Source organism: Streptomyces caelestis, assembly GCF_001279005.1.
GTDB lineage: Bacteria > Actinomycetota > Actinomycetes > Streptomycetales > Streptomycetaceae > Streptomyces > Streptomyces heliomycini.
Window position 1 is genome coordinate 61,715 of sequence record NZ_LGCN01000204.1, and the last position, 7,307, is coordinate 69,021.

General features: G+C 75.4%; 6 protein-coding genes. All 6 read right to left on the bottom strand.

Annotation, left to right across the window (positions count from 1 at the left end; genetic code table 11):
• Window positions 1-64 precede the first annotated feature (64 nt).
• Window positions 65-1,339, bottom strand: coding sequence for a cytochrome P450 family protein (locus ADK41_RS22105; protein WP_030821711.1), 1,275 nt, complete (start codon window positions 1,337-1,339; stop codon window positions 65-67).
• Between the two features lie 136 nt (window positions 1,340-1,475).
• A complete protein-coding gene (locus ADK41_RS22110; RefSeq protein WP_030821713.1) occupies window positions 1,476-2,468 on the bottom strand; it encodes a nucleoside triphosphate pyrophosphohydrolase in 993 nt (330 codons plus the stop codon).
• A gap of 70 nt (window positions 2,469-2,538) precedes the next feature.
• Window positions 2,539-3,186, bottom strand: coding sequence for a SurA N-terminal domain-containing protein (locus tag ADK41_RS22115; protein WP_030821715.1), 648 nt, complete (start codon window positions 3,184-3,186; stop codon window positions 2,539-2,541).
• Between the two features lie 188 nt (window positions 3,187-3,374).
• On the bottom strand, window positions 3,375-4,871 hold the full coding sequence (locus tag ADK41_RS22120) for a serine/threonine-protein kinase (RefSeq protein ID WP_267883140.1): 1,497 nt from the start codon (window positions 4,869-4,871) through the stop codon (window positions 3,375-3,377).
• Between the two features lie 38 nt (window positions 4,872-4,909).
• Window positions 4,910-5,569 (bottom strand): hypothetical protein, encoded by a 660-nt coding sequence (locus tag ADK41_RS22125; protein ID WP_030821719.1) that lies wholly within the window; start codon window positions 5,567-5,569, stop codon window positions 4,910-4,912.
• Window positions 5,570-5,707: 138 nt separating this feature from the next.
• Window positions 5,708-7,307 (bottom strand): N-6 DNA methylase (locus tag ADK41_RS22130; protein WP_053670292.1); only part of this gene is annotated, 1,600 nt, incomplete at its 5' end.

The window sequence follows — 7,307 nt, forward strand, 5'->3', positions numbered from 1 at the left end:
AGTTGAAGGCGTGTCATGTTTGCGCCGGTCCCCTCGGGGGCACGGCGGACGGCGGTCCGGTCCGTCACGTCCGCGGACCGCCGCGCGGCGGAGTGAACTCCACCGGGAGCGTGCGCAGTCCGCGCATGATGAGCCCGCCCCGCCAGCGGAGTTCGGCCGGTTCCACCGCGAGCCGCAGGTCCGGCAGGCGCGTCAGCAGGGTGGCGAGCGCGGTCTGGCCCTCCAGGCGGGCCAGCGGGGCGCCCAGGCAGTAGTGGATGCCGTGGCCGTACCCCAGGTGCTGGTTGTCGCGCCGGCCGAGGTCGAGCACGTCCGGGTCGGCGAACCGCTCCGGGTCCCGGTCCGCGGCGGCGAGCACGACGAGGACGGGGTCGCCGGCCGCGATGCGCTGCCCGCCGATGGTGACCGGCTCGGTGGCGAACCGCCAGGTGGCGAGCTCCACGGGACCGTCGTACCGCAGGAGCTCCTCGACACCGGTCTCCAGCAGCCCGCGCTCCCCGGCGGCGAGGGACCGCTGCAGACGGTCGCGTTGTCCGGGGTGGGTGAGCAGGGCGTAGGTGCCGTTGCCGATCAGGTTGACGGTGGTCTCGAAACCGGCGAACAGCAGGATGAACGCCATGGCGGCGGCCTCGTTCTCGGTGAGGTGCTCACCGTGGTCGGAGGCGCGGATGAGGCCGGAGATGAGGTCCTCGCCGGGGGTGGGGTCGGCGGGGAGCGCCTCGCGCTTGCGGTGGATCAGCTCGGCGAGGTAGCCGCGCATCTTCTTCACGGACCGGGCGACCCCGCCGCGAGGCCCTCCGCCGTGACGGATCATCATGCCCGCCCAGTCCCGGAAGTCGTCCTGGTCCTCGCGCGGGACGCCGAGCAGGTCGCAGATGGCGTGGATGGGGAGGGGGAAGGCGAACTCGTGGATGAGGTCGGCGGAGCCGCTGTCCGCGAACCGGTCGATGAGCCCGTCGGCGAGCTCCTGCACGCGGGGGGCGAACTCGGCGATCCGGCGCGGGGTGAACGCCTTGCTGACCAGCCGGCGCAGCCGGGTGTGGTCCGGCGGGTCGATGTTCAGCAGATGCGTCATCAGGTCCGCCTGGCGCTCCCCGGGGATACCGGTCCTGCCCTTGGCGTGCGCGGGCTCGTCGTGGTGCGCGGGGTTCTTGGACAGCCGGTTGTCGGCGAGGGTCTGCTTGGCGTCGGCGTACCGCGTGACCAGCCATGCCTCCACCCCACTGGGCAGCCGGGTCCTGTGCACGGGGGCGTGCTCACGGAGCCAGGCGTAGGCGGGGTACGGATCGGCGGCGAACTCCCAGCTGAACAGTTCGGGAGTGAGGGGCTGGTCATGCATGCGGCGACCCTAACGGGCGAGGAGGCCCTGGCGGGGCGCGGGACCGTGCCGACATGCGGCTCCGCCGCGTGGGCGCGGAGGAGCTCCGGGGGCCGGACGGCGGAGGGCGGAGCCCTTCCCGCGCCGCACTCGCGCCTCAGTCCCCGCCCTGCCCCTCCGCGGCGCGAATCGCGTCGCGGTACACCCGCGCGGCCGCCCGCAGCGCCGCCTCCGGGTCGACCCCCGCGGCCTCCGCCCGCACCGCCAGCCCCAGCAGCTCGTAGCCGACGCCCTCCCCCGCCGGCACCGGCACGTCCAGCCCCGCGGTCCGCGCCCGCGACGCCAGCTTCGCCGACAGCGCCAGACCCGGCTGCCCCAGCGGCACTCCCTCCGTCACCGAGCTGCGCCGCTTCTCCTCCGCCTTGGTCCGCAGCCAGTGCGCCTTGACGTCGTCCGGCGTGTCCGCCGTCTCCTCGCCGAAGACGTGCGGGTGCCGGTGGATCAGCTTGGCCACGATGCCCCCCGCCACGTCGTCGACGGAGAAGGGCTCCTGAGGGTGCTCCTCGGCGATCCGGGCGTGGAAGACGACCTGGAGCAGCACGTCCCCCAGCTCCTCGCGCAGCTCGTCCCGGTCGCCCTCCTCGATGGCCTCGACGAGCTCGTACGCCTCCTCGATGCCGTACTTCGCCAGACCCTTGTGGGTCTGGCGGGACGACCACGGGCACTCCGCGCGGATGCGGTCCATGACCTGCACGAGGTCGAGCAGCCGGGCGCCCGGCAGGTCGTAGGAGGCGGGCAGCAGCTCCAGCTCGGGCATCCGGACCCGGCCGGACCCGGCCAGCCGCGCCAGCCCGTCGGTCAGCGCGGGCTCGCCCTCCCCCGTCGCCACGACCACCACCGTCCGCCCGCCCACGCAGGCGTCGACGATCTCCTCGGCGGTCGGCGCCACCTCCTCGACCGGTGTCCCGGCCTCCCGCAGATACGGCAGCTGCGGGTGGGCGCCGTCCGCGCACAGCACCCTGTCGGCCGCGTGCAGGGCCTGCCAGGCCGGCCAGGACAGCAGGCCGGGCGCGACACGGTGGCTGGTGGTGAGCAGGACGACACGGCCGGGGTCGGCCTCGGGGCTCGGTGCGGGGCTGTGTGCGTTCACGCTTCGAAACTAGCCCACCTCGCCGACAGCCCCCGGATCGTCCACGGGCCGGTCGTCCGCGGACGGCCGGTCAGAGCGTCTGCGGTGCCCCGGCCGCCGTGACGTCCCGCACCCACGGCGTCCTGGCGTCGACCCGGCTGCTCTTCTCCACGTCCCAGTCGCCGTAGCGCGGGTTGAGGTCGACGTCGAGCTCCTTGCTCGCCTCGGACAGCGCCTGCCAGAACTCGGGCCGGCTGGTGTCGGTGCCGAGCTCCTGAGCGAGCTTCTGGGCCTGGACCTGGAGGCGGAGGTTGGCGTCGAGGCGCTGCGGCGGGATGCCGTACTGCTGCAGCCAGGCCGCCTCCAGCGCCTCGGCGCCGCCGGCCTGCTGCTCCAGACCGGCCCGCATCCGCTGGACCTCGCGGTCCGTGACCGCCACGCCGGCGTCCCGCGCGGCGCGCTCCAGCACCCGGTCCAGGACCATGCTGTGCAGGGTGTCGCGGGTGAGGCTGCCGGTCCGGGCGATGGCCTGCTGGTACTGGGCGTCGTCCGGTACGGCCGCCCGCTGGGCCGCACGGACCTCGTCGACCCGGTTCTCCAGCTGCGACACGGTGATCCGCTCGCCGCCGACGACGGCCGCCGCACCGGGGTGCGCGTCGTTCCCGCAGGCGGTGAGCAGGGGCGCCGCCGCGGCGATCGCGGCGGTGAGGAGGAGCGCGGTGCGACGGCGGCGGTGCAAGGAGACCTCCTGAGGAGAGCTTGTGCGGCGGTGCACAAAGTCTTGCGGTGATCGATGGTAGGCAGTGGCCGGGCTCCGGCCAACCCATTCGACCAACGATTCGCGGCGACTTCCGGCACCGGCCTCCGCCCCGTCCGGCCGTACGGCCCCCGTACGGCCCCCGAACGGCCTTCGCTCCCGCCGTCCCGCTATCCGCGTACCTGCCCCAGCCACTGCAGCGTCCGCCGGATGTCGGCGGCCAGCGGGTGCCCCGGTCCCTGCACGCGCTCCACGTCGTGCAGCAGCCGGACCAGCGTGTCGTGCGCGGCGGCCCGGTCGCCCAGGGCGAGCAGCAGGTGGCCGATGCGGCGGCGGACGTCATGGGCGAGCTGCGGGTCGCCGGCGGCCACGTACTGGTTCTCGTAGTACGCCAGCAGCGCCCGGTACTCGGCGAGCGCCGCCGCGGGTTCGCCGAGCTGCTCCAGGCACTGGGCGGCCTCGTAGCGGTAGCGCAGGGACTGCGGGTCGGCCCGGCCGGCCTCGGCGGCGCGTTCGTCGGCGAGGCGGCGCAGTTCGGGCAGGGCGCGCCGGTACTGGCCGTCGTCCAGGAGCGTGGCCGCGTACTGCTTGCGCAGGGTGCGCACGACCGGCGAGTGCTCGCCGTGCTGCTCGGCGGCGACGGGCAGGATCGAGCCGAGGATGTCGACGGCCTGGGTGATGCGGCCCTCGCCGAGCAGCCGCTTCACCTCGTCCACGGCGGCGGCGACATCGGCCTTCTCCGCCACGGGCGCGGACGGCGCGGCGGGGGTCGGCTGGGGAGCGGGCGTGCGGGCGCGGTCCGGCCAGGGGGCGTGCGGGCGCAGGAAGGGACGGGTGGGGTCCAGGGGCGTTCCGGTGGGCGTTCCCCGCGCGGGGAGCAGCTGCGCCAGGTGCTCGTAGACCTCCTGCGCGGAGTCCGGGCGGTGCTGCGGGTCCTTGGCGAGCAGCCGCAGCACCAGGGCCTCCAGGGCCTCGGGGACCTCCGGGCGGATCCGGCGCACGGGCGGCGGCGGCTCGTACAGGTGCCGGTGCAGCACCCCGAGCGCCGTGGAGCCCGCGAACGGCACGTCGCCGCTGAGCAGTTCGTGCATCAGCACGCCAAGCGCGTAGAGGTCCGTGTACGGGCCGACCGCGCCGCCCATCGCCTGCTCGGGCGCCATGTAGGCGGGCGATCCGATGGGCGAGCCGGTGTGCGTCAGGCGCGTGGTGTCGCTGTCCATGACGGAGGCGACGCCGAGGTCGAGCACGGTGACCGTGCCGTCCTGCTTCACCATCACGTTGCGCGGCTTGAGGTCGCGGTGGACGATCGGCACGGCGTGCACGGCGCTCAGCACGGCGCACAGCTGCGCGGCCACCGCGACCGTCCACTGCCACGGGTACGGGTCGTGTTCGGCGAGGTGGTCGCCGAGGTCGGCGCCGTCGACGTACTGCATGACGAGGAACAGCTCCTCGCCCTCGCTGCCCGCGTCGTGCACGGTGACCAGGCCGGGGTGGTCGACCTGTGCGGTCACCCGGCACTCGCGCACGAAGCGGCGGCGCAGTTCGTCGGCCTCCTGGCCGGCCACCTTGTCCGGGCGCAGCAGCTTCACCGCCACGCGTCGGTCCAGCCGTTTGTCGTAGGCCGTCCAGACCTGCCCCATGCCGCCCTGTCCGATGAGCGTGGACAGTTCGTAGCGGCCGGCGACGACACGTCCCGTCGTCACGCTCACCTTCCGCCCTCGTGGTTGCCCTGCTGTCCGTCCTGGCGGCGCAGGTAGTCGCTGAGTTCGTCCAGCTCGGCGCGCACCTGGTCGATCCGGGCCGGCCCGGGGTGCTGCGGCGACTGCGACGGCGGTACGGGGGTGGGGGGCGCCGTGGTGTGCGGCACCGGCGTGGGGGGCGCCGTGGTGTGCGGCACCGGCGTGGGGGGCGCCGTGGTGTGCGGCACCGGCGTGGGCGCGTACGGCGAGCCCTGCTGCGGGTAGCCGTAGGGGGTGTGCCCGCCCGGGCCGTGCACCGTCGCGGCGTGGGGCGACGGCGGCATCTGGCCCGCGTACGGGTGCGGCCGCCGGTGCAGGCGGATGTCCACGATCAGGTAGTACGCGGCCGAGACCGCGCCGAGGAGCAGGACGGCGGCCAGGGCCACGTCGGTCCGGCGGTCCGACTCCGGCAGCGCGCCGATCACCGACAGGCAGGCTATCGACATCGGGATGCTCACCCAGGCCACCGCCCAGTCGAGCAGCCGTCCCCGCAGGAACGCGACCCGGAACAGCGGCACGCAGGCCAGCAGTCCGCAGCACAGCACGCCGGCGGCGGCGTACAGCACGCGCTGCGTGATGACCATTGCCGCGCTGGGGGTGGACGGCGGCGCGCCGTGGCCGTACATGACTGCTCCTGGACAGGTGTAGCCGGAGGAAACTCGGAGTCCGAGCGTATAGGCCGACGGCGACAACCGGTCCCGGGATGTACCGAACCGTTGTCGTACCGGGGCGTACCGGAGGTGCGCCGAGGGCGTTCCGCGGGCTCAGTCGGGGGCGATCGTCCCGTCGGCCAGGCCGTCGTACATCCCGCGGACGAGCTGCGCGCCGAGCCGACCCGCCTGTCCGAGCGCCCGCTCGAACTCGTCCAGGGCCCGGAAGCGGGCACCGTAGCGCCGCTGTTCGGCCGGCGCGAGCCGGGGCAGCCGGAGCCGGCGGACGTCGAGCCGGGCGGCGGTGGACGCGTAGCTGCCGGCCTGGCGCCGGTTGGCGGTGCCGCGCAGGAACCCGGCGAGAAACCACGGGTCGAGCACCGCCGGTTCGGGGCGCAGCAGGACGAGGTTGCGGCCCAGGGCGGCCCCGGCGGTCGCGTCGTCGATCACCCGCGCGACGGCACCCCCGCCGAGCACGGGCACGACGACGTCGCCGGGTTCGGTGAGCACCGCCTCCTCGTCGCTCTCCGGGAGGGTGCCGGAAGGGCCGGTTCCGGAGAGGACGTCGTGGTCGGTGAGGACGGGCACGCGCGCGTGGCCGCCGTTTCCGCCCGTACGCATCACCAGGGCTCCCCCGCGCGCGAGTTCACCGACGGTGGTGAGGGGCGGGCGCCCGGCGACGGGCGGCGCGGGGTCGGCCGGCGGCGGGGTGAGGGCGGCGGCCAGGCGCAGCGTCTCGTCGAGCCGCCCGCGTACGTCGGTGAGCCGGCCGGCGCCGTCCGCGGCGGCCGGGGGCGGCAGACGGCGGGCCGGGGCGAGGTCGACGTCGTCGTCGAGGAGTTCGATGACGGGCACGGAGCGGGCCAGTCCCGGCCGTTCGTCGAGCCGGCCGGCCCGGTCGAAGGCGCGCCAGACGTCGAGGACCGTCTCCCGCACCCCCGGCCAGTCGGGCCCGCCGGGCCCCTCGCCGGCGAACCGCCCGGCATCGGCGAGCAGCACCTCCGGCTGCGTCGGCGCCTGTGCGGGCCGGCGCAGCACCCACAGGTGCAGCGGGACGCCGTACGGGGGTGCCGCGCCGTGCGGCAGCGCGACGACGGCGCGCAGCGCGCCCCGGCGCAGCAGGTCGGCCCTGATCCGGCGTCCGGAGCGGCGGGACGCGGCGGCGGGCGGCATCAGCAGTACGGCGGTGCCGCCGTCCCGCAGCCGGGCGAGCGCGTGCTGCACCCAGGCCAGCTCGGACTCGGTGCGGGCCGGGAGGCCGTACTTCCAGCGCGGGTCGTAGGCGAGTGCGTCGTGCCCCCAGTCGCGCTCGTTGAACGGCGGGTGGCACAGGACGGCGTCGGCCCGCAGCTCGGGGTGGGCGTCGGCGCGCAGGGTGTCGCCGGCGGCGGCGTGCACGGGGGCGCGGGTGTGCAGGGCGAGGCGGAGCGCGGTGAGGGCGGCGAGTTCGGGGGCGCTGTCCTGGCCGTACAGCCGTCGGCCGGGGCCGTGGCCGGCGGAGCGCAGCAGGGCGCCGGTGCCGCAGGCCGGGTCGAGGACGGTGCGGGCGGTACCGGCCAGGTCGGCCATGAGACCGGCGAGGTCGGCGGGGGTGGGCGTGTACTGGCGCGGGTGGGCGTCGAGGTGTCGGCCGAGCAGGAACTCGAAGGTGTGCCGGGCGCCGAGTTCGGCGGCGAGTTCGGCGACGGAGCGGAGGAGGGGGGCGGAGGGGAGC